The organism is Mycobacterium bulgaricum (assembly GCF_041287165.2).
Classification (GTDB): Bacteria; Actinomycetota; Actinomycetes; order Mycobacteriales; family Mycobacteriaceae; genus Mycobacterium; species Mycobacterium bulgaricum.
In genome coordinates this window covers 551,439-574,169 of the sequence record NZ_JBGGKV020000002.1, presented here as the reverse complement: position 1 = coordinate 574,169, position 22,731 = coordinate 551,439, and the positions used below count along the sequence as shown (strand labels likewise).

Sequence of the window (22,731 nt, the reverse complement as noted above, 5' to 3'; positions counted from 1 at the left end):
GCTAATTCGCCCTCACGCTGCAGGTGCCAGGCGTGATCCGCGTCACCATTTCCCGGGTCATCGAACCGCGATTACCCACAGTCAACTCCCAGCCTTTACGCTGCGGTCTGATCTCGCGGTGGCCCGGATGCGCCGCAGTACCGCCGCACCCCACCCGAGGACACCCCCTGATGGCGATCGCCGACGTCTCCGCCTATACCCGTCTGAGCAAGTACGACGTCGAGGCCATTGCCGACGAACTCGACGCGATTCGCCGCGACATCGAAGAGTCCCTCGGCGAGAAGGACGCGGCTTACATCCGCCGGGTGATTGCCTTCCAGCGCGCCCTCGACGTATCGGCGCGCCTGATCATCGCCGGCAGCCGCTCCAAGAAAGGCTGGCTGCTCGGAACCGCGGCGCTGGCCTACGCGAAGTCCTTGGAGAACATGGAGCTGGGTCACAACATCTCCCATGGCCAGTGGGACTGGATGAACGACCCCGAGATTCACTCCAACACCTGGGAGTGGGACATGGTCGGGTATTCGGCGCAGTGGCGGCACTCGCACAACTACCGCCACCACGTCTACAACAACGTGCTCGGCATGGACGACGACATCGGCTATCGCTGGCTGCGCGTGACCGACGAGCAACCCTGGCGCTGGCAGCTGCTGCTCACTCCACTGCGAAACCTGGTGTTGGCGGCCACCTTCGAGTGGGGCATCGCGGTGCACGGGATCCGCGCCGAGCGGGACGCCGATGACACACCCGCAGCTGTCGGGGCCGCGAAGCGCAAGCTGCGCGGCAAAATCTTCCGCCAACTCGGCAAGGATTACGTGTTCTTTCCCGCTTTGAGCCTGCGCCGGTGGCGTCGCACCCTGGCGGCCAACTTCACCGCCAACGTGGTCCGCAACCTCTGGGTGTACGTGAACATCATCTGCGGACACATCCCCGGCGGTGCCGAGTACTTCGACCCGACCGTCGTCGAGGACGAAACCAAAGGCGAGTGGTACCTGCGCCAGATGCTCGGGACCGCGAACTTCGAGGCCGGCCCGCTGCTCGCCATCTCCGGCGGTCACCTGTGCTACCAGATCGAGCACCACCTGTTCCCGGATCTGCCGAGTCGGCGACTGCCCGAGATCAGCGTCCGCGTACGCGCCCTGTTCGAGAAGTACGACCTGCCCTACAACACCGGATCGCTTGCCCTACAACTGTTCCGGACGCAGCGGATCGTTCACGAGCTGGCGGTTACTGACCGTTCTTGAGTGCGGTAGCCCCTTCTTGTCGGACCCCTTCGGCAGAATGGCGTTATGTCCGCGACGGCAACCTCTTTGGCTCCGAAGGAGCGTCTTGAGCTGTTGTTCGCCGAACTGGCGGAGTTGACGGGGCAGCGCAATGCTATCGACGGTCGGATTGTGGAGATCGCTGCCGAGATCGACCGGGATGAATTGGCCGGCGTGACCGGCGCGCGTTCGGTGTCGGCGTTGATGGCGTGGAAGACCGGCGTGGCGCCGCGCAATGCGGAGTCCGTCGTCGCGATCGCGCGCCGCCTCGATGCGTTCCCGCGCTGTGTGCAGGGGATGCGCGAGGGACGGCTGTCGCTGGACCAAGTGGGTGTCATCGCGGAGCGGGCAGCCGACGGATCCGACGCGCACTATGCCCAATTAGCCGCGGTCGCAACGGTCGCCCAGTTGCGGACCGCGGTCAAACTTGAACCCCAGCCTGAGTCCGAGTCGAAGCCCGAACCGCGGCGCGAGTTCATCAGGACTGAGGACGGTGAGCACACCACCTACCGCATTCGGCTACCGCGGGTGGAGGCCGCGAAGTTTGACGCCGCAGTGCAATCGCACCATGACAAGGTGAGTGCCGAGTGGACGCGTGACCACGGCGAGGCCACAGGAGATCAGGCGCCGCCATTTCCGAACCGGGTCGACGCGTTGATGAGCCTCGTCGAGGCCGGATGGGACAGCGATGTGGCCCGCCGGCCACACGGGGCGCACACCACAGTGGTCGTGCACCTCGACCCGGAAAAGCATTCCGCTGCTCTGCATTTGGGTCCGGTGCTCTCGGACGCTGATCGCCGCTTGCTGCTGTGCGACGCGACCTGCGAGGTGTGGTTGGAGCGCCACGGTCAGCTGATCGGAGCGGGGCGGACCACTCGCACGATCAGCCGCAGGCTACGTCGCGCCCTGGAACACCGTGACCGCTGCTGCGTCGTGCCGGGCTGCGGCGCCACCCGCGGTTTGCACGCCCACCACATTCAGCACTGGGAAGACGGCGGCCCCACGGAGCTGTGGAATCTGGTGCTGGTGTGCCCACAACACCATCGCGAACATCACCGCGGCGGAATCACGATCACCGGGACCGCCGATACCCTCGTGGTCACTGACAGCGACGGCGATGTCCTGACCCACGGTCCGCTGGCCCGGCCGCCCACCGAGCCGGCACCCGTTGTCGAGCCCTGTCGAGGGCCACTGGGCGAACGCGCCTACTGGCGGTGGTACACACCCTTCCAACCACCACCACCGACCAATAACTAGCTGCGACAAAAGTTCTCGCTCGCCGCGACGACGGCCCGCCGGCTGCCGTTCTTCGGATTTCGTCTGCCATCAATCTGTTTGGTGCGGGCAGGCATTCGCGGCGCGACGTCAGTGCCGAGCGAGATTGTCCAGGTGGCCGGACGGCGCGACTCGAATGCGACACGGACACCCGTTTGACCACCCAAGCACACACTGCTGTGATCGACGATGGGTGGCGGCCGCCGGCACCGTCTAGATCGCCCCACGGCACGAATCGCCGTCAGTCGATAAGCTGGCTTACGGCGTGTTTGCTGACGCGCGGAGCAAGCCAGCGAGGTACGAAGTCGAATGCCGTTCGAAGGGCACACCCCGGGACCCCCGGGCGGCAAAGCGCACCCCCAGGTCATCCCCGGTACCAGGCATTCCAAGCCCCGGCGATTCCGCCTCCTGTGGTTCCTGCTGACCGCGCCGTTTGCGCTGCTCGCGAGCGTCTACCTCGGCGATCTGCTCCTCAGCTCCGATCGCGTACCGCGCGGCGTCACCGCGGCCGGCGTGCCGATCGGCGGGATGAAACTCAGCGACGCCGAGGATCGCCTCCGCGCCGACGTCACGCCCCGCGCGACCCAGCCCGTCTCCGTTACGCTCGGCGACGAGGGCGGCGAGATCGACCCGACCGCGGCGGGCCTCTCGGTCGACTGGGCCGCCACCGTCGCGCAGGCCGGCGACCAGCCGCTGAACCCGATCACCCGAATCACATCGCTGTTCACCACCCGCGAGATCGGCGTCGTGTCCACCGCCGACGACGCCGCACTCACCGCCGCCCTCGACCAGCTCGGCGCCGCCATCGCGAAGGACCCTGTCGAAGGGTCGGTACGCTTCGACGGCCGCGAGCCCGTCGGCGTCAACCCGCAGAACGGCCGCCAACTCGACGTCGACGCGTCCCAAGCACTTCTCAAACGAGACTGGGCCTCCGGCAGCACCATTGACCTCCCTATCCTCGAACTGCGGCCCAGCACAACCACTTCCGACGTGCAGGCCGCGATCGACGACATCGCCTCGCCGGCCGTCTCCGCACCTCTGGTCATCGACGGCGACGACGACGCCCAAGCCGTCATCTCCGAGGACGTGATCGTCGCGGCGCTGTCCTTCGACGTCGAGGACGGCGACATCGTGGCCACCGTCGACGAGAACGTCGTCACCGACGCTGCCCGGCCCCAGCTCGCCACGTCCGACACGCCGCTGCGCAACGCCACCATCGACTTCGGGGCGTCGCCGCCGGCGAAGGTGCCGTCCCAGGACGGCCGACGCATCGACTATGACGCCACGTTCGCCGACCTGATGGACGCGCTCACGAGCAGCGACGAGCGCGACATCGCCGCCGTCTACGTCGACGAGCCGGCGACCTTCACTACCGCGGAGCTCGACGCGCTCGGGCCCGTAGAGGTCATCGGTGAGTTCCAGACGTCGGGCTTCTCGGGCGACTCGGGCGTGAACATCAGACGCGCCGCCGGGGCGATCGACGGCGTCGTCGTCGCGCCGGGGGAGACGTTCAGCCTCAACGGCGCCACCAATCCGCGCAACGCGGCCAACGGGTACGTCGAGGCCGGCATCATCCTCGACGGGCGACCCGACAGCGGTGTCGGCGGCGGCGTGTCCCAGGTGGCCACCACGCTGTTCAACGCCGCGTACTTTGCCGGCATGGAACTTGTTGAGCACCAGGAGCATAGCTACTACATCAGCCGGTATCCGGCGGGCCGCGAGGCCACTGTCTTCGGGGACGTCATCGACGTCAAGTTCCGCAACGACGGAACCACGCCGGTGCAAATCCAGACGGTGTGGACGTCGGGATCGGTCACCGTCCGCCTGGTGGGGATCAAACGCTATGAGGTGTCCTCGGCGCAGAGTCCGCGGTCCGCGCCGACCAGTCCGCGCACCATCACCATCCCCGACGGTGAATCGTGCAGTGCCAGCGGTGGTGCGCCCGGTTTCACGATCACCGACACCCGCACGCTGACAGACATCGCGACCGGGGAGACGCGGACGGAATCCCATACCGTGCGCTACGACCCGATTCCCAAAGTGGTTTGCGGCGGCTGAGCGCTATTTGAGTAGCGTCCGCCGGTACCGCACGATCGAACCCGCCGAAAGTTACGCGCTCTCGCGGTTCTCCACCTTCGCATGGACTGCCCAATAGGTGTCAGCTTCGTTGATGCCGTGAACGCTTGTGTGGCTCGCGGCGCGGTCGTTCCAGTGTGCTTCCTTGCGGACTTCACGCCGTGATGACTTTCGAGTACCCCCACGGTCAACACACGTATGACGACTGAACAACCGACCATCGAGAATCGCGAGCCCCAGCTGTACGCCTTCGTCGGCGGCGCCGTCACCATGGACCAGGTCAGCGCCATCGCCGACCGCTTCCCCGAGGTATTCGACGCCGTCCTGCGCCACGGGCTCGAGCCCACCGGTGCGCCCTTTCTGCGCTACCGCGTCATCGACATGGACCGCGAACTGCACATCGAGGCCTGCGTTCCGATCGCAACGCCGCTACCCGAAGACGATGCGGTTTCCACCGACACGCTGCCCGGCGGGCGCTACGCCGTCGCCACCCATCGCGGCCACTTCGACGGGCTGATGGACGCCACGGCGCGGCTGCTCGATTGGGCATCTGGTCAGGACCTGCGCTGGGATTCGACCTCGAGTGACGACGGCGAGGAATGGGCCGGCCGCGTCGAGATCTTCGAGACCGGACCCGCGACCGAGCCCGACCCCGCCCAGTGGGTGACGGTGCTGGGGTTCAAGCTTGCCGACTGAGCGGGGCCCCGCCGCGTACCGACTGCACTTCTGGGATGCTCATGAGGTGTTCGGCTTCACCCTGAAGAGCTAGCGGCGTGTACCCGCTCAGTCCCGTCGGCGGGCGCCCCGGTCGACGCCGGATGCTGGTCGCCCAGATCCGTCCGCTGCAGATCTATCTGATCGCCACCACCGCGCTCTACGCCACCGGCGTGGCCTTCACACTGTTCCCCGTTCGCGAGAACGCGACGCTGGCCAACCCCATCGGCGGCATCGTCGCCGTCGTACTGGGTATCGCCGCACTCGTTTACCTTGCGCGCCAACCCAACCGGCCGCTCCCCGCCATTCTCGCCGCGATCATCGCGACACCCGCGGTGATGGCGTTTCATCGGCTGATCGTCGCCGAGTATTCCTGCCTGATGGCCGCGATGTTCCTCGCCATGCATCTGCGCGCTTTCTACAGGCCGAAAATTGCCTGGGCGCTGATCCTTTCGCTGACAGCAGCCTGCACGGTCGCCCTCGCGGTGGCACCGGCTCCGAAGGCGGCGACGACCTACTTCATCGTGCCCATCGCCATCATTGGTGCGGCGGAGGCCTTCGGCCTCGTCGCCCGTGGCCTGATGGCCGCAGCATGCACCGACCCACTGACCGGGCTGCTCAACCGAGCCGGCTGGGACATCGCATGCGCCGACCTCCTGGCGCGGTCTCGGTCCGCGGCGACCGCCGTCACGGTCATCGCGATCGACCTCGACGCCTTCAAGTCGATCAACGACACCTACGGCCACACTGCCGGCGATGCGCACCTCGTCGAGCGCGCCGAACGGTGGGCCTCCGTGCTCCCCAAAGGGGCGCTCCTGGCGCGGCTGGGCGGTGACGAATTCGCCGCCTGTATCGCGACGCGCGACACGGCGATCGTCGACCGGTTCGTCCGCGCGGCGAAGGAGCTCGCGCCCGACGCCAGCATCGGCACTGCGGCCCAGCCTGGCGGCACCGCCGACCTCGCGGAGCTGTGGAACCGTGCCGACGCCGCGCTCTACGCCGCCAAAGGAGGCGGTCGCAGCGGATGATTCTCTCCATCGTGAGGACCAAGCCTGACAGGCATTTGCCCCGGCCGACGGCCGCTCGGCGACGTCCGTGCCCGTTCTGTCGCGCAGCCGAGCCCCACTGAAACAGATTGATGCAGGCTGAATTGCCGATCTTGTCTTAGAACTTCGTAACCACATCGGTGCCCCCATTGCACAGCGAGCCGGTGATAACCGGGTTTATGGTTTTGCTATGTGGGTCGATGAGGCGGGCGGGCGCCTTGTGGATGACCAAGCAGAAATCCCCGCTGACCTGGTACGCACGCTGCTGAGCGTGCTGCGCCAGCGCCTCGGGCTGGACGCCGCCTGGCTGTCGTCGTTCACCGACGGCGCCCAGGTCATCGAAGTCCTCGACGGCAACACCGACAACATGGGCCTCGCGCCCGGACAGCGTTCACCGCTCTCCGAGACCTACTGCGTCCGCGTCATTGACGGCCGACTGCCCGCCGTCATCCCCGACACGTCCTCGAACCGGACCACCGCCGTCCTCCCCATCACCCGCGAATACAACCTCGGCGCCTATGTCGGCGTGCCGGTGCTTGGCGCGGTCGGCACATCGTCCGGAATGGTCTGCGTCGTCAGCCAGGAGGCCAAGCCCTACCTCGGCGACGACGACCTCAAGCTCGTCAGGCAGGTCGCCGAACTGATCGGCACCCTCATCGAGTCACCGGTGCGCAGCGCCGACACGGCCGACCAGCGGAGGGCCATCCGACGCGTCGTGATGGAGCACGATTTCGAGGTCGTCTTCCAGGCAATCCACGACGTCGCGGCGGGCAAGGTCGTCGGTGTCGAGGCACTCGCCCGCTTCCCCTGCGAACCCTTCCGCCCAGACGCCTTCTTCGAACAGGCGGCCCAGCTCGGCGTCGGCATCGAACTCGAAACGGCCATCGTCGTCCGCGTCGTCTCGTTGATGCCCCAACTGCCCGATGATGTCTTCATCGCCATCAACATCTCGCCGGCCGCAGCTCTTGTCGTCCCGTGGGCGGAGATCCTCGCCGACGTCGACTCGGCACGCATCGTCCTGGAGATCACCGAACATACCGCCGTTCCCAACTATGCCGCCCTCGACGACGTCCTCGAATCCTGCAGGGCCATGGGAATCCGGGTCGCCGTCGATGATGTCGGCGCCGGATTCGCCTCGTTCTCACACGTTTTGGAGCTCGGTCCCGAGTTCGTCAAGATCGACCAATCGATCACCCGTCACATCGACGTCGACGACGCTCGCCGCCGCCTCGCTCAGGCCATCGCCGAATTCGCCGGTCAGATCGGCGCAGCCGTGATCGCCGAAGGCGTGGAAAGCCAAGGAGAACTCGACGCCATCGGCGCGGCCGGAATACCCTGGGCCCAAGGCTATTACCTCAGCCGGCCGACCTCGCACACCCATGGTTTTCCCGCCGCCGCCGTCACCGCGACGCCCGCCGAGCCGCTTCAGCCCGCCGCTGTCGACTTGCTGGGGGAGCGGCGATTCGAGCTGGCGCTGACCCATTCGCCCATCGGAATGGCCGTAGTCGGACTCGACGGCACCTTCCTGCGCACCAACCGCGCACTGCGGGCCATGCTCGGCTACAGCCGACGAACGTTGTCGAACATGACCTTTCAGGACATCACCCATCCCGACGACCTGGATTCGGACCTGATGTTCGTCAACGAATGCCTGGAAGGCAAGCGGCGCTCGTACCGGATGGACAAGCGCTACATCGCCGCCGACGGCCACATCGTCTGGTGCGCCCTGACTGTCGTGCTGGTACACGCCCCACGCGACCGGCCGCGCTGCTTCGTCTCGCAGATCGTGGATGTCACCGCGGACCGCGTCCGCGAGGCCGAGCTGGCACGCCGGGCAGCGACCGACCCGCTCACCGAGATCGCCAACCGCTCCGCCGCGTGGAACCGGATCGAAGAGCTGCACGCGAACAACGACGGCTACGGCGTGTTGTTCTGTGACATCGAGCGTTTCAAGGCGGTCAACGACCTCCGCGGTCACCATGCCGGCGATCAGCTCCTCGTCGAAGTGGCGGCTCGACTTCTCGCCTCCGTCGAAGATGACGACCTCGTGGCGCGGTGGGGCGGAGACGAATTTCTGATCGTGACCGACTCCGTCGAGGACCACGGGCTCGGTCTGCTCGCCGACAGGATCAAGGACCAATTCGACAGCACGCCAGTCACTTTGTCCGACGGCAGCCAGGTGCAGGTCTCGTTGACGATCGGATACGCGTCGCATCAGCCCGGCGACGGACGGTCCGTCGACGCCGTCCTCGATCGGGCCGACCAAGCCATGTACGAACAGCGGCGTCGGAAGCGGCCCGCCCGCCGCCGATCACCCGTCGCTCGCGGCCACTAGCAGGCGGTGACCGCGGCGCGGCATTCCGCGCCATACCAGTGAAAGTTGTTGTCGCCGAACACTACGACGCCTCTGACGATCCGAAACCGCGCCCTCGTCGCTGCCGAGGGCGCGCTTTTGCACGCAAGATCACGGCGTGTCGGCGGGCAGACACGCGCGCTCGCGGTGCGAAGTCAGGAGAGGCGGCGGCCGAGGATCTTCAGCGCGCTCTGCAGCGCGGCCTCGGGCAGTGGGGTGTTGTGCGAGGCGCCGATCAGCACTCCGACGATCGCGCTGGCGATCACACGTCGTTCGGCTTCCTCTGCGGGCGCATCGGTTCGCTCCGTGAGCGCCTCGGTGATCAGGTCGATCATCCGGACATAGGCGGTGTAGAGCATGCCGCACGCCTCCGGGGTGTCGTACAGCATGCGCTGCCCGGCGATCGCGTCCTCACGTTGTTCGAGAGTCAAGCCGCCGAAAACTTTCCCGACGGCGAACGCGTACGCCTCCACGATCGTCATCTCGCTTGGCGCAGCGACGAAAGCCTCCACGATGGGGGAGATCTGGTCGTCAGAAAGCAGCAGCGCCTCTTTGACACCGAAGTAGCGGTAGAACGTGCGCGGCGAGACGTCGGCGGCGTGGGCGATCTGCTCGATGGTGGTGTTGCTGTAGCCGTGCTTCTCGAAGAGCCGGAAGGCCTCGCGGCGGATCGCCAGGCGCGTATGCACCTTCTTGCGCTCCCGCAGACTCTGCGAGGGAACTGGCTCTGACATCGATCCAGTGTGAACTATGAATGCCTCGATGGCCAAATAGCCTGTGCGCGAAGAAGGAATACACGTGACTTGTCACATGGCGCACGAACCGAGCGCGCGTTCGGCAAACTTTAGGACAGGCTTCTCTAACGCGAGGACCGCCTCGGGATCAGCGTCGACGAGCGCGGTGGTGACGAGCATCGATATCGAGGCGACAAGCGCCTGGCACGCGAAGCGATCGGCTTTGCTGCGCGCCTTGAAGATCTTCGCCACCCCGTCCACGAACTCCTGCTGCAATTCCATCCGGCGGCGCATCGCGTCGGGCCCGGCGGCGTAGACCTCGAGGAGGTACAGCCGCGCCCGTGGCGGGTCCAAGGCCAGGAAACCGAGGTAGCGATGCAGCATGGATGCGAAGCGTTCCATCGGTGTGCCGGTCGCGGGTATTTCGAAGATTGCCGCGATGACGTAGCCCTGCATGCCCGCATAGCCGGCCATGAAACAGTCCAGCTTGGAATCGAAGTGCTGGTAGAAGGTGGCGCGGGACACCCCGGCATGCTTGATCAGATCGTCGACCGTGGTGTTGCTGTAGCCCTTGGTGCCCATCACCTCGCCGAGCGCCTTGAACAACCGCTGCTTCTGGTTGGTGGCGACTTCGTCGCGACTGAGACCGTGCCGCCCCGACGCGAGCTGCTGGGCCATGCGGCGGCTCCTCTGCATGTACTGCCACGAAGTATAGGGCGACCCCATCAGCGATTTTCGAGCCACCGGGCGCTAACCCTGCGGACCATCTCGAGAAACCCATTCGTTCATCAAGAACGCGGTCGTTTATGTACGATAACCGTGGTTATGGTCGGCAGAACCGTCGAAAGGTACGCACACCGAGGGGTTGGGCGGGCCTGGGGAGGCGCGCCGGTCTCTGGTGTTTCGGCTGGGGAGGGCGACACCGGGGCCGGCCGCGTGCCCGCGGTCAGGCGTCGCCGAGTTGGCGGGCCAGATCCTGGAGATCGGTTGCGGTGACGTGGGGCAGCACGGTCTCGGAGGCCTGCAGCACCGCATTCCCTGGCCTGGTGATCAGGGCGCCCCGCATGCCGGCCGCCTGAGCCCCGATCGTGTCCCAGACGTGCGCGGCCACCATCACGCATTCGTCCGGCTGCACCTCCAGTTCGCGGCAGACCTGGAGGTAGACCCCGGGATCGGGTTTGAATGCCCGGCACGGGTCGACGCTGAACTGCCGCTCGAAGTAGCCGCCGAGTCCTGCGTTGTCGAGCGGGCTCGGCCGGTGCGGATTCGTCGGCGAGTTGGTCAGCGTGACGAGCCTGAAGCCCTGCGCACGTAGCGACTGCAATCCGTCTTCGACGTCGGGGTGTGCCGGCATCTGCGACATGGCTGAGGCCAGCCGGTCCAGGTGAGCCTCGGTGATGTCGACGCCGCGGATGTCGGCCAGCATCTGCGCGACGGCGCGGCCGAGGGTGAAGAAGTCGACGTACTGCTTCGACACGGTCAGGGTCATCGAATACAACACCAGTTGGGCGAACCATTCGCGCATCGCCGTCGGATCCGCGTAGGCCTCTTCGAACACCGGTGTCAGCGACTCGATGTCGAGCAGCGTCTCGTTGACGTCGAAGATGAGCACTCGGTTCACAGAAACAGGCTATCGGCGGTGAGCCCCTGTGCGCGAGAAGGACTTATTACACCGCGGAGACGTCGCGCGCCGCGCCCTTGTCTGCCGAGAGCGCCAGCGCCGCATAGGCTCTCAACGCCGACGACACCACCCGCTCGCGGTGGCGTGGCCGATACCCGCCGCCCGCCTCCAGTGCTACGCGGCGACGGTCGAGTTCGTCGTCGGCGACATCGACCTGGATCATCCGGTGCGGGATGTCGATCGTGATGAGATCGCCGTCTTCGACCAGCGCGATGGTGCCGCCCGCGGCGGCTTCGGGGGAGACGTGGCCGATCGACAATCCCGACGACCCGCCGGAGAACCGGCCGTCGGTGACCAGCGCGCACACCGTCGCGAGTCCACGACCCTTCAGAAACGAGGTGGGGTACAGCATTTCCTGCATCCCCGGGCCGCCTTTCGGTCCCTCGTAGCGCACCACGACCACGTCGCCAGGCTGAACCCTGCCGCCCAGGATCGCGTCCACTGCATCCTCCTGCGACTCGACGACCACGGCGGGCCCGGAGAACTTCAGGATCGACTCGTCGACGCCCGCGGTCTTGACGATGCAGCCGTCCACCGACAGGTTGCCGCGCAGCACCGCCAATCCGCCGTCCTCCGAATAAGCATGGCGCACATCGCGAATGCATCCGTCTTCGGCATCGGTGTCCAACGTGTCCCACCGCTCCGACTGGCTGAACGCCGACGCCGACCGCACACAACCGGGTGCGGCGTGAAACATCTCGACCGCCTCCTCCGAGGCAGCTCCGCCGCGAATATCCCAGCGCCGCAACCACTCCGCCAAGGATGCCGAGTGCACCGAGTGCACGGTCTCGTGCAGGTGCCCGCCCCGCCACAGCTCACCGAGGATCGCCGGGATGCCACCGGCACGGTGCACGTCCTCCATCAGGTAGTGCCCGTTGGGCGCCACCTTGCACAGGCACGGGATCGCGCGGCTGCGCTTCTCGATGTCCTCCAGCGTGTAGTCGAGTTCGGCTTCCCGTGCCGCGGCCAGCAGATGCAGGATGGTGTTGGTGGATCCGCCCATCGCGATGTCCATCGCCATCGCGTTGTCGAACGCGTCCCGGTTGGCGATGGCACGCGGCAGCACCGAACCGTCGTCCTCGTCGTAGTAGCGCCGGCACAGGTCCATCACCGTCGCGCCGGCGTCCTCGTACAGCGCCCGCCGCGCGGTGTGCGTCGCCAGCACCGAACCGTTGCCCGGCAGCGCGAGGCCGAGAGCCTCCGTCAGGCAGTTCATCGAATTCGCCGTGAACATGCCCGAACACGACCCGCACGTCGGGCACGCCGACTCCTCGATGCGCGCCAGGTCCGGATCGGACACTTCGGTGTTGACCGCGTCGGCGATCGCGGTGATCAGGTTCAACCGGGTGCGCACTGTGCCGTCGACCAGCACCGCGGTGCCGCCCTCCATCGGTCCGCCCGAGACGAACACCGTCGGGATGTTCAGTCGCAGCGCCGCCATCAGCATGCCGGGGGTGATCTTGTCGCAGTTGGAGATACACACCATCGCGTCGGCGCAGTGGGCGTTGACCATGTACTCGACGGAGTCGGCGATCAGCTCGCGCGAGGGCAGTGAGTAGAGCATGCCGCCGTGGCCCATCGCGATGCCGTCGTCGACGGCGATCGTGTTGAACTCGCGTGGCACGCCGCCGGCGGTCTTGATCGCCTCGGACACGATGCGCCCGACCGGCTGCAGATGCGTGTGGCCCGGCACGAACTCGGTGAAGCTGTTCGCCACGGCGATGATCGGCTTGCCGATGTCGGCGCCGTCCACACCCGCGGCGCGCAGCAGCGCGCGCGCCCCCGCCATGTTCCGACCATGCGTGACCGTACGAGACCTCAACTCGGGCATGGGCTCTACGCTCGTCCCATTCCCGGCGGTCCGGAAGGCGGCGCTGATACTGGTAGTGCCGGTACTAGCCTTGGCGACATGGACAAACGCGCCCAGCAGCGGCTCGCCCTCGGCGAGTTCCTGCGCGCGCGCCGCGAAGCGGTTGTCCGCTCCGACCTCGGCCTGCCCGACGTACCCCGCGCCCGCACCAGCGGGCTGCGGCGGGAGGAGGTCTCCGTGCAGGCCGGGGTGAGCGTCACCTGGTACACCTGGCTGGAGCAGGGTCGCGACATCAACCCGTCCAAGCAGGTGCTCGACGCGGTGGCAAGAGCGCTGCTCCTCTCACCGGCCGAGCATGAGTACGTGCTGGCGCTGGGCGGTTACGCCGTCGACCCGGCCCTGGCCGACGGTCCGCTGCCCGCGCACATCCAGCGGTTCCTCGACGCGCTCGAAGGCTATCCCGCGTTCGCGCTCGCACCGGATTGGAGCATCGCCGCCTGGAACGCCGCCTACGTCGCGCTGTACCCGAACATCGAGCGCGTGGCCGCCACCGACCGCAATCTGCTGTGGCTCGTCTTCATGGATCCGGCCATCCGCGAGCTGCTGCCGAACTGGGACACCGACAGCCGACGCTTCCTCGCGGAGTTCCGCGCCGACGCCGGGACGCGGGTGGGGGAGCCGTCGTATACCGCGCTGGTGTCACGTCTTTCGACCGAGAGTGCCCACTTCGCACAGGCGTGGCAGGCCACCAGCATCGAACGCTTCACGTCGCGGGAGAGGCTTTTCCGGCATCCGGTCGCGGGGGAGCTGCGGCTCGAACACCACCAGGTCGCCCCCGTCGACGTACCCAATATCCAGATCGTGGCGTACCTTCCGGTGCCGGGTTCGGGTGCGGCCGAGCGGCTTCGCGGGCTCATGCGGCGGTAACCCAGGTTGGCAAGATCCCGGCGAAACCTGTCGCGATGGTCGCTGTCCACGCCGGCCGAACCGCAGCACGATGGGCGGCATGGATGCGCAGATCGTGTTGTTCGACGGATTCGACCCGCTCGACGTCGTCGCCCCGTACGAGGTCCTCGTCGCCGGTAGCGACGCCGTCGGAGGCGAGCTCCACGTCGAACTCGTGTCCGCGGAAGGGCCGCGGCCGGTCACCGGAGGGGCGAGCGGCTACCCCGGCACGCGCGGCCTGGTATTGCAGGCGACGGGTCAGCTCGATCCGACCAAACCCGGCTTCGTCGTCGTGCCCGGCGCGCTCGGGCCGATCGAGGGCGACCCGGACGACGGCGTCGACACCATCCCCGTGCTGCTCGCCCGGTTCGGTGACACCGCTGCGGTGCCGCTGATACGGGAAGCCATGGCCAATCCGGAGATCACGGTGGCGACGGTCTGCGGCGGATCGCTGGCCCTGGCGATGGCAGGCCTACTGGACGGCCGCCACGCCAACACCCATCACCTCGGTGTCGACGTGCTCGCCGCGACGGGCGCGATTCCGGTGCGCGCCAGGGTCGTCGACGACGGAGACCTCGTCACCGCCGGTGGTGTCACGTCGGGTCTCGACCTCGCGTTGCATCTGCTCAACCGCGGCTACGGTCCTCGCGTCGCCCTGGCCGTCGAGGCCATGTTCGACTACGAGCGCCGCGGCACCGTGTGGACCAACAGCGGCCGACTGCCGCAGGCGGTGTGAGCGTGGGCATTCTTGGCGACTGGGACGTCCGGATCAAGACACCCGTCGGCTCGCTGCAGATCGTGTACCGCTTCGCCTCACGGGACGGTGCGATCGCGGCGACCGCGTCCGGCAAGTCGGAGACCGTGCCGCTGACCGACATCGTCGTCATTGAAGACGCTGACTGTCAACGGGTTACGTGGAAGCAGACCGTGACGAAACCCATGCGGCTCAAGCTGGAGTTCGACGTCACCGTTCACGGCGACGAGCTCACCGGTCATTCCCGTGCAGGGCGCTTGCCGCAGTCCGCCGTGACCGGCCGGCGCCGGGCCTAGTGTCAATATCGCGGCTTCGCAACGAGATCTTGCCATGGGCGCTGTACAGTCACCCCATGCGCACCGTCGCCATCCTCGCGGTCTCCGACGTGATCGCGTACGACCTCAGCCTCGCAGTCGAGGTCTTCGAGCGAGTTCCGTTGCGTACCGGGGGAAACGGCTATGCCGTTCAGGTCTGCGGGACGGAACCACTGGTGGCGGCGGGACCGTTGAGCATCGGCACCGACCACGGCCTCGACGTCCTGCCCGAGGCCGACCTCATCATCGTGCCGGGCTGCCACGACGTCACCGTCGAGACTCCGCCCGACGTGCTCGCCGCCTTGCGCACGGCCTATGACGCGGGCACCCAGATCGCATCGATCTGCACGGGAGCGTTCACGCTGGCGGCGGCCGGGCTCCTGGACGGACGACGCGCCACCACGCACTGGGCGGCGGCGGACCACTTCCGGGCGGCATTTCCGGCCGTCGATCTGGACACCGACGTCCTGTACGTCGACGAAGGTCAGATCTTGACCTCGGCCGGCGCGTCGGCGGGCCTCGATTTGTGTCTGCACATCGTCCACCGCGACTACGGTGCTTCGATCGCAGCAGCCGCGGCGAAGCTCGCCGTCGCTCCGGTACATCGCAGCGGCGGCCAAGCACAGTTCATCGTCCGAAATCAGCTCCCCGCCAACACCATCGGCGAACGCACCGAGCTGGACGACCTCCTGGAATGGATCGAGCAGAACGCGCACACAGAGCTCACCCTCGCGGCGATTGCCGAACGTGCCGCGATGAGCATCCGTACGCTGAACCGGCGGTTCCAGGCCGAAACCGGCCAGACGCCGATGCAGTGGGTGACGGGGGTGCGGGTCCGCCATGCTCAGGAGTTGCTCGAAAGCACGTCACTCGGCGTCGAGCGGATCGGTCGCGACGTCGGCTTCACGTCGGCGGCCAACTTCAGAGAGCAGTTCCGGCGCCTCAGTGGCGTGGCACCGTTGATGTACCGCAACACCTTTCGGGGACGCGAGGCCGACTATCCGTCGGCTTCCTGACCAGATCTCGGCGCACCTTGACCATCCGGCCACTGGTCGCGACTCCGGGGTCCAGGCACTGTTGAGCCATGACCACCTGGAATCTGCCTGACACCAAGATCTGCACCGCCGCATGGCAACTCGTCGTCGACGTCTCGCCACCCGTCTTGACCAACCACTGCATCCGCAGCTACCTCTTCGCGCGCGAGCTCGCCGCGGCGAACGGTTTACGGGCCGGCCTCGACTACGACGACGAACTCGTCTACCTGAGCTGTGTCCTGCATGACCTCGGCCTCACCGATCGCGGTCAGGGTGACCAGCGATTCGAGGTGGACGGAGCCGACGCCGCGAAGCGGTTCTTGGATGAGCACGGAGCGACCGCCGACCGGACATCGACGGTATGGCAGGCGATCGCCCTGCACACCAGCGTGGGCCTGGCCGATCGCTTCGGCACCGAGCACGCCGTCGTGCACCACGGGATCAGCTTGGACATCAACGGCATGGATGCGGCGCGGCTCTCGGCGGGCTTCGCGGACCGCGTTCACGCCGCCTGGCCGCGCCACGACCTGGGCTACGCGATCTTCGACATGGTCGCCGAGGGCACCAGGTCGAACCCGCAGAAGGCGCCGCCGTTCACGTTCCCGGCGCATGCCCACGAAGCGATCAACGGGTCAGCCGTCACGTTCTGGGACGTCCTCGCGGCGTCCCCGTGGGGCGATCAGCGCGCGGCAACCGCGCGGTAGACCAGATCGGCGACGGTCCGGCAGTACTGCTCGTCGACGGGCATGCCGGTGTACAGCGCGCGCATGTTGACCGGAGCGAAGAGCAGTTCCAGCACCGTCAAAGAGTCCACGCCGTCGGCCATCTCACCGCGTTGCCGCGCACGCTGGAAGACCTCCTCGAGCGTCGCCGCGCGCGCCAGCCATGCGGATCTCCGCACCTCCGTACTGGCGACGTGCGTATCGCCGATGAGATGCCCGCCGTGCAACTTGCGACCGGCGTCGGACGTCACCATCGCCGCCATCCGCATCGCCAGATCGCACAGGTCTGTCTGCAGAGACCCGGTGTCGGGCGGCGGAGCGTTGTCCCCCGGACGATGCGCCAGGGCGTCGAGGATCAGCCCCTCCGGATCGGGCCAGCGCTGCTGGATCGCCTCGATGTCCAGGCCGTGACGATGCGCCATGGCGCCGACGTCGAACCGATCGATCCCCCAGCGCGCGACCTCGTCGTGCACCGCGGCGACGATCCGTTCGTCGTCGGAGGGTGAGTGCTCAACCGTCATCGGGGTCCCTTCGCAATACGTGCCGATTCAACGATGCCATAGCGCGATGGTGCTCCGAACACTTCTTTGTCGGGGGCGGCGGCGTGACAACATATGCCGCCGGATACCTGGGAGGCGCGTCACCGGCAGATGCCGTTGGCCGCGAGAGCGATGAAAGATGTTGGGCGACAGGGGGATACAGTGCATAAGCTGGGGTCGACGGCTCGACGTCGACGTTTGAAGTCGCATGCGCCGTGGTACCCTGGCCCCGGAGAGCCGGGAAGCCTGGTCGGCACGTTTGTTGTCTACGTGCCCGAAAGGTTCCTGATGGATTCCAATATGACGCTGACACCTGCCTCCGACGAGGCGACGCGTAAGACAGGCAAGATAGCTCAATTCGGCGACGTGCTCCGCCAGGATGCGGTGGGCGGCGTGCTGCTTCTCCTGGCCGCGGTGGGGGCGCTGCTGTGGGCGAACTCGGCGTGGTCGGACGGATATCACGCGTTGCGCTCCTGGACGATCGGCCCAGAGACGCTGCACCTCAATCTCTCGCTCGCGACGTGGGCTGCCGACGGTCTGCTGGCGATCTTCTTCTTCGTGGTGGCGCTGGAACTGAAGCGCGAATTCGTCCTGGGTGAACTGCGGGACCTGCGAAAGGCGTCGGTTCCGATCGTCGCCGCGGTCTGCGGCATCATCATGCCCGCGTTGGCCTACCTCGGCGTCAACGCGCTCGCGGGTTCCAATGCCGCTGACGGCTGGGCAATTCCGGCCGCGACAGACATCGCGTTCGCCCTGGCCGTGCTCGCCGTCATCGGACGTAATCTGCCCTCGAGCCTGCGAGTCTTCCTGCTCACGTTGGCTGTGGTCGACGACCTGATCGCGATCACGATCATCGCTGTCGTCTATACAAGTTCGCTGTCCTTCGCACCCCTGCTCGCGGCTCTGGTTCCGCTGGCGCTGTTCGCCTGGTTGGTCCGCCGTTGGCCGACGAAGTGGTGGCTCTTGATCCCGGTCGGCGCCGTCACGTGGGCGCTGGTCCACGAGGCGGGAATTCACGCCACGATCGCGGGTGTCGCACTCGGGCTCGTCGTGCCCGCTGAGCAATGGTGCGAGCGGTATGAACATGCCGTTCGCCCGATCTCCGCGGGCTTCGCCGTACCGGTCTTCGCTTTTCTCGCCGCCGGCGTCACTGTGGGCGGACTCTCGGGGTTGGCGCAATCGCTGACCCAGCCCGTCACCCTCGGAATCATCGCCGGACTGGTCGCCGGCAAGGTCATCGGCATCGCCGGCATCACCCTGCTGACGAAGCGATTCACCGGCTCAGCGTCCGATCTGCATCCGGTCGATGTCTGCGGCGTCGCGTTGCTTGCCGGTATCGGATTCACCGTCTCGCTGCTGATCGGTGATCTCGCCTTCGACGGCGGCACCGTGGCCGACCACGTACGCATCGGCGTCCTGACCGGATCGCTGATCTCGGCGGTGTGCGGCGCCGTCATCCTCGGGATCCGGAACGCTTCGTACAAGCGTCGCGCGGAGGCCAAGGCCGCTCAGTGAGCGCTGTCAGGGCGCTCCTTCGGCCGCGAGGCGCGCAACGAACCCGGATGGGCTTTCGCCGACGGGTCGTTGCGCGTCTTGATGAGGCTCGCGACGGTGACGATCACCAGGATGCTGATGATGACCGCCAGGCTCACGTAGGTGTTGATCTCGGGAATGCTCGGATTGATGTCGACATGAGCCCAGTGCAGGATCAGCTTCACGCCGATGAACGCCAGGATGATCGACAGGCCGGTGGACAGATAGACCAGCCGGTCCAGCAGGCCCTTCACGAGGAAGAACAGCGCACGCAACCCGAGTAGTGCGAACGCGTTCGCAGTGAAGACGATGTAGGGCTCGCTGGTGACACCGAAGACCGCCGGGATCGAGTCGAGCGCGAACAGCAGGTCGACGCTGCCGATGGCGATCAACACCGCCAGCAGCGGGGTCGCCATCCGCGCGCCTTCGCGGCGGGTCAGAAGCTTGCCGCCGTCGTAGTCGTCACTGATCGGCAGCACCTTGCGGGTGGCCCTGATCATGATGTTGTTCTCGACGTCGGGATCTTCGTTGCGGTGCCGAAACAGTTGGATCGCGGTGTAGATCAGCAGCGCGCCGAACAGCAGGAACATGAACGAGAACATCGAGATCAGCGTCGCGCCCAGAGCGATGAAGATTGCCCGCATGATCAACGCCAGGATGATGCCGAACGTCAGCACCTTGTGCTGATGCTCCTCGGGCACCGCGAAGGTGGTCATGATGATGACGAACACGAAGAGGTTGTCGACCGACAGACTCTTCTCCACGATGTAACCGGCGAAGTACTGGGTGCCGAAGTCGCCGCCGTAGGTCATCGCGAACCACACGCCGAACCCGATCGCGACCAGGATGTAGAAGACCGACCACGCCGTGGCCTCGCGGAAGCCGACCTTGTGCGGTCGCAGTGCGGCCAGGATCAGGTCGACCGCCAGAAGGGCGATGATGACGCCGATGGTCACACCCCATGTCAGGGCACTTATCTCGAGCATGTGTTCAGTTCACCTCGTGGTCGCGGTTCCTCAGGCTGTCGGTTTCCTGTGAAGCCGATATTAACGGTGCCCGACACGTGCTAGCGGGTCGCGCGACGCAGGCGCACCGCAGCGCTGACGGTCAGCGCGATCAGTGCACCGACCGCAGCGGCGCCCAGAAGCGAAACACCCTGTGCGACATCGAAGTTCCAGCCGATGAAGTTGATCTGGGTGTGGACGGTGTTCTGTAGGACGAAAATGAGCAACGCGACGATCAAGAGGAACGCCACGCCCAGGGCGAACTTGGTCGCGAAGCCGCCGACCGCCGGTTTGTTTCCTGCATTGGTGGTGGTCATGAGGGTCGTCTCCTAAAGGTGTTGTCTGTGAACGGTTGTGGTGCCGAGGGCGGGCCGCGCCGCCGTGGGAGGTGGCGCGGCCCGCGTGCGGTCAGCTCAGCTTGTCCTTGATGTTCTCGCCGACCTTCTTCGCGCCGGACACGCCTTGGTCCTTCTGCCCCTCGGCCTTGAGGTCGTCGTTGCCGGTCAGGTCACCCACGGTCTCCTTGACCTTGCCCACGGCGTCTTCGGCAGCGTTCTTGGCCTTGTCTGCGATTCCCATGGTCATTTCCTTTCTCGTCCACGACCTGTTTGGCCGTCGAATTTGTAGACGGAGATGCCGGGCGGAACCGAACGCGTCTTTGCTGTGATCTGCGCGACGCGCGTGCTCATCGGTGCACATCGCTGACGGTCACATGGATCGGGACTCCCGCAGCTGCGCCGATCACCTCGGCGACCACCGCGTGGCACCGCGCCCGCACCCGGCTGATCACAGGAGGCAGCTCTGCCGGGTACCGGGCGCTGAGCTCAACCGAAATGCCTTGCAAGAGGCTGTCTTCGACCGCCACGTCGATGCCGGTGACCGCGTAATCGGGATCGTCGGCCAGCGCGCGGCTGAGCAGGGCGCCCAGGACGAGCCCGCTGACGCGCATGATGCCCGCGGCCGTGCCGGGGCGCGGATCTTCGACGAGCAGCGGCCAGCCGCCGCGCGGGGTCGACCGTACCGACGCGATCACCGCGTCCCGGATCTGGTGCCACCCGGGCTCCGGCTGGGCCTGCAGCGTCCGCGCGGCGCGGATGGTGACGTCGTCCTCGTTTCCGGTCATCGCCACTGTGCCAGCCTCTGTCGAAGGGTCGCCCTGGCGCGATGGTGGTGACCGCGCGCTCCGTCCGGACTCAAGCTCAGGACGGCGCCGATCTGAGGGAAGGTCATGCCCTCGACTTCCCGCAGCATCCAGACCGCGCGCTGGCGCGGCGGCAACTCGCCCAGTGCCAGCTCCATCGCCTCCAGGAATGCCGTGTTGGAAGCCGACGCGAAGGGGTCGTAGTCGGCGCCCGCCGCAGCGGGCTCGATCAGTCGGTCGTCGATGGGGATGGCCCTCTTGACGCGGTGCGAGTCGACGACCTTCCTTGCGCAGATCGCGAACAGCCACGTACGCACCGCGGAGTCGCCGCGAAAGGTGCCGATCTGCCGCCAAGCCGACACGAACGTGTCCTGGACGATGTCGTTGACGGCGTCCGCGTCGGCTGTCATGCGCCGGGCGTAGCGGTACAGCGCCGGGCCATGTCTTCGGACCAGGCATTCGAATGCGGCCTCGTCGCCGGCACGCGCCGCAGCGGCCAACACACGGTCATCGGTCATGGCCGGCGTCCTCCTGAACCGTCATGCGGCCGAGTACTCCGGGCGCCGCGTATGGGTTACCCCGCGGCGAGGGCCGAAGTGGTGACGTAATCGCGACGTCGCGTGGGTATACGCGGCCCAACCGACAAAGGAGAAGTTCGTGAGCCGACCCGATCACGCGGAGAACACCGGCGACAATCTGCGGCACGCCGCAGAGGTCCAGGAGCAGGCGAAAGCCGATACCGACCCGGCGCAGGTGCAGGAACAATCCGCGCCGGTCGAGGGCCTGCCCGACTTCAACACCTAGACCGAATACGTCGTTTTTCGGACGTTCAGCCGCGCGCTCCACGGGAATCATGCCGGAATGGAATGGGAGTGCGTGGTCGTCGGCGCAGGCGCCGCCGGGCTGAGCGCGGCGCTCGTCCTGGGACGGGCGCGCCGCACGACGCTGGTCATCGACAACGACGATCCGAGCAACCGGGCGTCGCCGGTGATCGGTGGGCTGCTCGGATTCGACCAGCGACCGCCCGACGAGCTGTATGCCACCGGGCGGCAGGAGCTGTCCGCCTACCCGAGCGTCGAGTTCCGTCGCGGCGAGGTACTCAGCGGCACATCTGTCGACCGCGGGTTCGTCCTCGACGTCGACGGCACAGATGTCCGCGCGAAGCGGGTGCTACTCGCCACCGGGATGTCGTACTGCCCGCCGCAGCTGCCGGGGGTGGCCGAGCTCTGGGGCACCTCGGTGTTTCACTGCCCGTTCTGCCACGGGTGGGAGATGCGCGACAAGAAGCTGGCGGCACTGGCGTCGGGCGAGATGGGTGTGCACACCGCGCTGATGCTGCGCGGGTGGACCGACGACGTCGTCCTTCTCACCGACGGCCCGTCGGAGCTGTCGCCCGACGAAGAACGGGTGCTGGACAGCGCGGCCGTCGTCGTCGACGAGCGGCGCGTCGTCGAACTGGCGGGTGAGGACGGTGAACTGAGCCACGTCGTGTTCGCGGACGGAACCAGGCTGGGCCGGGAGGGGCTTCTGGTGGAGGCACCCGTCCGTCAGCGCTCGCCTTTGGCGCAACAGCTGGGAGCCGCGTGCACCCCGGGGCCACTGGGGACTCAACCCCTGACCATCGACGACATCCAACGCACCAGCACCGGCGGAGTGTTCGCCGCCGGCGACGTGTGCACCGAGCAGCCGCACATCGCCGGCGCGATCGCTTCGGGATCGCAGGCCGCGATGATCATCGTGCAGAGTCTGCTGGCCGACGACTTCGGGCTGCCCTACCCTCCGGAGTGACGGAGAGGA

At 66.8% G+C, this 22,731-nt stretch carries 24 protein-coding genes; 14 read left to right on the top strand and 10 right to left on the bottom strand.

What is annotated here, in order from left to right; genetic code table 11:
* The first annotated feature begins 170 nt into the window (after positions 1-170).
* The 6 genes from ACAG24_RS09310 to ACAG24_RS09285 all read left to right on the top strand — a co-directional run bounded on the left by ACAG24_RS09310 (position 171) and on the right by ACAG24_RS09285 (position 8,705).
* Positions 171-1,241, top strand: coding sequence for a fatty acid desaturase family protein (locus tag ACAG24_RS09310; RefSeq protein ID WP_370472118.1), 1,071 nt, complete (start codon positions 171-173; stop codon positions 1,239-1,241).
* Between the two features lie 45 nt (positions 1,242-1,286).
* Positions 1,287-2,516: an HNH endonuclease signature motif containing protein gene (locus ACAG24_RS09305; RefSeq protein ID WP_370472119.1), complete on the top strand. Its 1,230-nt coding sequence runs from the start codon at positions 1,287-1,289 to the stop codon at positions 2,514-2,516.
* A gap of 327 nt (positions 2,517-2,843) precedes the next feature.
* Entirely contained in the window at positions 2,844-4,592 is a 1,749-nt protein-coding gene (locus ACAG24_RS09300) for a VanW family protein (RefSeq protein WP_370472120.1), read from the top strand.
* 216 nt (positions 4,593-4,808) lie between these two features.
* On the top strand, positions 4,809-5,306 hold the full coding sequence (locus ACAG24_RS09295; protein WP_370472121.1) for a GyrI-like domain-containing protein: 498 nt from the start codon (positions 4,809-4,811) through the stop codon (positions 5,304-5,306).
* A gap of 77 nt (positions 5,307-5,383) precedes the next feature.
* A complete protein-coding gene (locus tag ACAG24_RS09290) occupies positions 5,384-6,352 on the top strand; it encodes a GGDEF domain-containing protein (protein ID WP_370472122.1) in 969 nt (322 codons plus the stop codon).
* 208 nt (positions 6,353-6,560) lie between these two features.
* The gene (locus ACAG24_RS09285) at positions 6,561-8,705 is read left to right on the top strand and encodes an EAL domain-containing protein (RefSeq protein WP_370472123.1); all 2,145 of its coding nucleotides are present in this window, start codon (positions 6,561-6,563) and stop codon (positions 8,703-8,705) included.
* A 173-nt stretch (positions 8,706-8,878) separates the two neighbouring features.
* Here the strand turns inward: ACAG24_RS09285 and ACAG24_RS09280 are convergent, their stop codons facing one another.
* The 4 genes from ACAG24_RS09280 to ilvD all read right to left on the bottom strand — a co-directional run bounded on the left by ACAG24_RS09280 (position 8,879) and on the right by ilvD (position 12,969).
* Complete coding sequence (locus tag ACAG24_RS09280; protein ID WP_370472124.1) at positions 8,879-9,457, bottom strand: TetR/AcrR family transcriptional regulator; 579 nt, start codon at positions 9,455-9,457, stop codon at positions 8,879-8,881.
* Between the two features lie 72 nt (positions 9,458-9,529).
* Positions 9,530-10,135, bottom strand: coding sequence for a TetR/AcrR family transcriptional regulator (locus ACAG24_RS09275; RefSeq protein WP_370472125.1), 606 nt, complete (start codon positions 10,133-10,135; stop codon positions 9,530-9,532).
* A 268-nt stretch (positions 10,136-10,403) separates the two neighbouring features.
* Positions 10,404-11,078, bottom strand: coding sequence for a haloacid dehalogenase type II (locus tag ACAG24_RS09270; protein WP_370472126.1), 675 nt, complete (start codon positions 11,076-11,078; stop codon positions 10,404-10,406).
* Positions 11,079-11,124: 46 nt separating this feature from the next.
* Positions 11,125-12,969 (bottom strand): dihydroxy-acid dehydratase, encoded by a 1,845-nt coding sequence (gene ilvD, locus ACAG24_RS09265; RefSeq protein WP_370472127.1) that lies wholly within the window; start codon positions 12,967-12,969, stop codon positions 11,125-11,127.
* A 78-nt stretch (positions 12,970-13,047) separates the two neighbouring features.
* On the opposite strand from ilvD, the gene ACAG24_RS09260 reads away from it, so the two are divergent.
* The 5 genes from ACAG24_RS09260 (at position 13,048) to ACAG24_RS09240 (ending at position 16,699) form a co-directional block, all read left to right on the top strand.
* Complete coding sequence (locus ACAG24_RS09260) at positions 13,048-13,875, top strand: helix-turn-helix transcriptional regulator (protein ID WP_370472128.1); 828 nt, start codon at positions 13,048-13,050, stop codon at positions 13,873-13,875.
* Positions 13,876-13,954: 79 nt separating this feature from the next.
* On the top strand, positions 13,955-14,629 hold the full coding sequence (locus ACAG24_RS09255; protein ID WP_370472129.1) for a DJ-1/PfpI family protein: 675 nt from the start codon (positions 13,955-13,957) through the stop codon (positions 14,627-14,629).
* 2 nt (positions 14,630-14,631) lie between these two features.
* Positions 14,632-14,943, top strand: a complete 312-nt coding sequence (locus ACAG24_RS09250; protein ID WP_370472130.1) for a hypothetical protein — start codon at positions 14,632-14,634, stop codon at positions 14,941-14,943.
* Positions 14,944-14,999: 56 nt separating this feature from the next.
* Positions 15,000-15,977 carry a GlxA family transcriptional regulator gene (locus ACAG24_RS09245; protein ID WP_370472131.1) on the top strand — a complete coding sequence of 326 codons (978 nt, stop codon included), beginning with the start codon at positions 15,000-15,002 and terminating at the stop codon, positions 15,975-15,977.
* A 68-nt stretch (positions 15,978-16,045) separates the two neighbouring features.
* Positions 16,046-16,699 (top strand): HD domain-containing protein, encoded by a 654-nt coding sequence (locus ACAG24_RS09240; RefSeq protein ID WP_370472132.1) that lies wholly within the window; start codon positions 16,046-16,048, stop codon positions 16,697-16,699.
* On the opposite strand, the gene ACAG24_RS09235 is transcribed toward ACAG24_RS09240, so the two are convergent.
* On the bottom strand, positions 16,675-17,238 hold the full coding sequence (locus ACAG24_RS09235; protein ID WP_370472133.1) for a TetR-like C-terminal domain-containing protein: 564 nt from the start codon (positions 17,236-17,238) through the stop codon (positions 16,675-16,677). The two genes, ACAG24_RS09240 and ACAG24_RS09235, sit on opposite strands and share 25 nt — an antisense overlap.
* Positions 17,239-17,544: 306 nt before the next feature.
* Between ACAG24_RS09235 and nhaA the strand changes: the two genes are divergently transcribed.
* The gene (nhaA, locus tag ACAG24_RS09230; RefSeq protein WP_370472134.1) at positions 17,545-18,771 is read left to right on the top strand and encodes a Na+/H+ antiporter NhaA; all 1,227 of its coding nucleotides are present in this window, start codon (positions 17,545-17,547) and stop codon (positions 18,769-18,771) included.
* Here nhaA and ACAG24_RS09225 read toward each other — a convergent pair.
* From ACAG24_RS09225 to ACAG24_RS09205, 5 genes are all read right to left on the bottom strand, one after another.
* Complete coding sequence (locus ACAG24_RS09225; RefSeq protein WP_370472135.1) at positions 18,765-19,775, bottom strand: TerC family protein; 1,011 nt, start codon at positions 19,773-19,775, stop codon at positions 18,765-18,767. The two genes, nhaA and ACAG24_RS09225, sit on opposite strands and share 7 nt — an antisense overlap.
* Positions 19,776-19,855: 80 nt before the next feature.
* Positions 19,856-20,110: a lipopolysaccharide assembly protein LapA domain-containing protein gene (locus ACAG24_RS09220; protein WP_370472136.1), complete on the bottom strand. Its 255-nt coding sequence runs from the start codon at positions 20,108-20,110 to the stop codon at positions 19,856-19,858.
* Between the two features lie 91 nt (positions 20,111-20,201).
* A complete protein-coding gene (locus ACAG24_RS09215) occupies positions 20,202-20,372 on the bottom strand; it encodes a CsbD family protein (RefSeq protein WP_370472137.1) in 171 nt (56 codons plus the stop codon).
* Positions 20,373-20,478: 106 nt separating this feature from the next.
* Positions 20,479-20,922, bottom strand: coding sequence for a hypothetical protein (locus ACAG24_RS09210; RefSeq protein WP_370472138.1), 444 nt, complete (start codon positions 20,920-20,922; stop codon positions 20,479-20,481).
* Positions 20,913-21,452: an RNA polymerase sigma factor gene (locus ACAG24_RS09205; RefSeq protein ID WP_370472139.1), complete on the bottom strand. Its 540-nt coding sequence runs from the start codon at positions 21,450-21,452 to the stop codon at positions 20,913-20,915. Before ACAG24_RS09205 ends, ACAG24_RS09210 begins: the two co-directional genes overlap by 10 nt.
* 139 nt (positions 21,453-21,591) lie before the next feature.
* Here ACAG24_RS09205 and ACAG24_RS09200 point away from each other — a divergent pair, with 139 nt between their 5' ends.
* Positions 21,592-21,738: a hypothetical protein gene (locus ACAG24_RS09200; protein ID WP_370472140.1), complete on the top strand. Its 147-nt coding sequence runs from the start codon at positions 21,592-21,594 to the stop codon at positions 21,736-21,738.
* A gap of 57 nt (positions 21,739-21,795) precedes the next feature.
* Positions 21,796-22,722 carry an NAD(P)/FAD-dependent oxidoreductase gene (locus ACAG24_RS09195; RefSeq protein WP_370472141.1) on the top strand — a complete coding sequence of 309 codons (927 nt, stop codon included), beginning with the start codon at positions 21,796-21,798 and terminating at the stop codon, positions 22,720-22,722.
* Positions 22,723-22,731 lie beyond the last annotated feature (9 nt).

Bases quoted from the DNA above. Each gene is read 5' to 3' on its own strand.
- ACAG24_RS09310 (WP_370472118.1), top strand. From the start codon at position 171: ATGGCGATCGCCGACGTCTCCGCCTATACCCGTCTGAGCAAGTACGAC.
- ACAG24_RS09305 (WP_370472119.1), top strand. From the start codon at position 1,287: ATGTCCGCGACGGCAACCTCTTTGGCTCCGAAGGAGCGTCTTGAGCTG.
- ACAG24_RS09300 (WP_370472120.1), top strand. From the start codon at position 2,844: ATGCCGTTCGAAGGGCACACCCCGGGACCCCCGGGCGGCAAAGCGCAC.
- ACAG24_RS09295 (WP_370472121.1), top strand. From the start codon at position 4,809: ATGACGACTGAACAACCGACCATCGAGAATCGCGAGCCCCAGCTGTAC.
- ACAG24_RS09285 (WP_370472123.1), top strand. From the start codon at position 6,561: ATGTGGGTCGATGAGGCGGGCGGGCGCCTTGTGGATGACCAAGCAGAA.
- ACAG24_RS09280 (WP_370472124.1), bottom strand. From the start codon at position 9,457: ATGTCAGAGCCAGTTCCCTCGCAGAGTCTGCGGGAGCGCAAGAAGGTG.
- ACAG24_RS09275 (WP_370472125.1), bottom strand. From the start codon at position 10,135: ATGGCCCAGCAGCTCGCGTCGGGGCGGCACGGTCTCAGTCGCGACGAA.
- ilvD (WP_370472127.1), bottom strand. From the start codon at position 12,969: ATGCCCGAGTTGAGGTCTCGTACGGTCACGCATGGTCGGAACATGGCG.
- ACAG24_RS09260 (WP_370472128.1), top strand. From the start codon at position 13,048: ATGGACAAACGCGCCCAGCAGCGGCTCGCCCTCGGCGAGTTCCTGCGC.
- ACAG24_RS09255 (WP_370472129.1), top strand. From the start codon at position 13,955: ATGGATGCGCAGATCGTGTTGTTCGACGGATTCGACCCGCTCGACGTC.
- ACAG24_RS09245 (WP_370472131.1), top strand. From the start codon at position 15,000: ATGCGCACCGTCGCCATCCTCGCGGTCTCCGACGTGATCGCGTACGAC.
- ACAG24_RS09240 (WP_370472132.1), top strand. From the start codon at position 16,046: ATGACCACCTGGAATCTGCCTGACACCAAGATCTGCACCGCCGCATGG.
- ACAG24_RS09235 (WP_370472133.1), bottom strand. From the start codon at position 17,238: ATGACGGTTGAGCACTCACCCTCCGACGACGAACGGATCGTCGCCGCG.
- nhaA (WP_370472134.1), top strand. From the start codon at position 17,545: ATGGATTCCAATATGACGCTGACACCTGCCTCCGACGAGGCGACGCGT.
- ACAG24_RS09225 (WP_370472135.1), bottom strand. From the start codon at position 19,775: ATGCTCGAGATAAGTGCCCTGACATGGGGTGTGACCATCGGCGTCATC.
- ACAG24_RS09220 (WP_370472136.1), bottom strand. From the start codon at position 20,110: ATGACCACCACCAATGCAGGAAACAAACCGGCGGTCGGCGGCTTCGCG.
- ACAG24_RS09215 (WP_370472137.1), bottom strand. From the start codon at position 20,372: ATGGGAATCGCAGACAAGGCCAAGAACGCTGCCGAAGACGCCGTGGGC.
- ACAG24_RS09205 (WP_370472139.1), bottom strand. From the start codon at position 21,452: ATGACCGATGACCGTGTGTTGGCCGCTGCGGCGCGTGCCGGCGACGAG.
- ACAG24_RS09195 (WP_370472141.1), top strand. From the start codon at position 21,796: ATGGAATGGGAGTGCGTGGTCGTCGGCGCAGGCGCCGCCGGGCTGAGC.